Source organism: Oleiphilus sp. HI0067 (assembly GCF_001635735.1).
In genome coordinates this window covers 1-873 of record NZ_LWFI01000854.1, presented here as the reverse complement: position 1 = coordinate 873, position 873 = coordinate 1, and the positions used below count along the sequence as shown (strand labels likewise).

Genomic DNA, 873 nt, shown 5'->3' with positions numbered 1-873 from the left:
ATGGCGATTAGTGTCATTGTATTTGTCGGCGAAACAATTAAGTGGGCTGACGACTTAGCAGAGCGCTTGAGAAATGTGAATCCAGGTGCGTGGGATGACCCTAATGCTGCGTTTGGTCCGGTGATTACACCGGCAAGCAAACAAAGAATTGAGTCATTGATCGAGTCTGGAATTACGCAAGGAGCGACATGTTTAGTTGATGGGCGAGGCGTCGTTGTTGACGGATATCCAGATGGAAACTGGGTCGGGCCGACGCTCTTTAAAGATGTTTCTACTGATATGGATATATATCAACAAGAAATATTCGGCCCAGTAGTATGTTGTATTAATGTTGATTCTCTGGATGCAGCCTTGGATTTGGTTAACAGCAGTCCTTATGGCAACGGTACGTCTATATTTACTCAGTCTGGGATCAGTGCTCGCCGTTATCAGCACGAGGTTGAAGTTGGTCAAGTGGGTATTAATTTGCCTATACCTGTTCCTTTGCCGTTTTTCTCGTTCACTGGCTGGAAAGGTTCTTTTATGGGTGACTTGCATGCTTATGGAAAACAAGCCGTCAGGTTTTATACCGAAACTAAAACCGTGACCTCAAACTGGAAAGCTACGGAAAATCAGTCATCCGGCCCGAACATGAGTATCTCGTTAAAGTAAGAAGCATTTCATTTTTAATTTGCTGATAAAAACAAGGATAAATTATGGCAACGATTACGTTTGTTGGTCTCGGTAATATGGGCGGCCCAATGGCTTTGAATTTGATCAAGGCCGGTCATTCGGTTTATGCGATTGATTTGATGCCTGAGCTCGTTGAAAGCTTAGTTAGAGAAGGCGCGCATAAAGCGCAGTCTTTGGAGGATGCGGTAAAAGCATCAGACG

The 873-nt window shown here is 44.3% G+C and carries 2 protein-coding genes; both read left to right on the top strand.

All coding sequences use genetic code 11. From position 1 onward, the window contains the following. Positions 1-651, top strand: a 651-nt coding sequence (locus tag A3739_RS09135) for an aldehyde dehydrogenase family protein (protein WP_156502507.1), incomplete at its 5' end; no start/stop codon positions are given. Between the two features lie 44 nt (positions 652-695). Next, the coding region (locus tag A3739_RS09130) for an NAD(P)-binding domain-containing protein (protein WP_197472237.1) at positions 696-873 on the top strand (178 nt) is incomplete at its 3' end.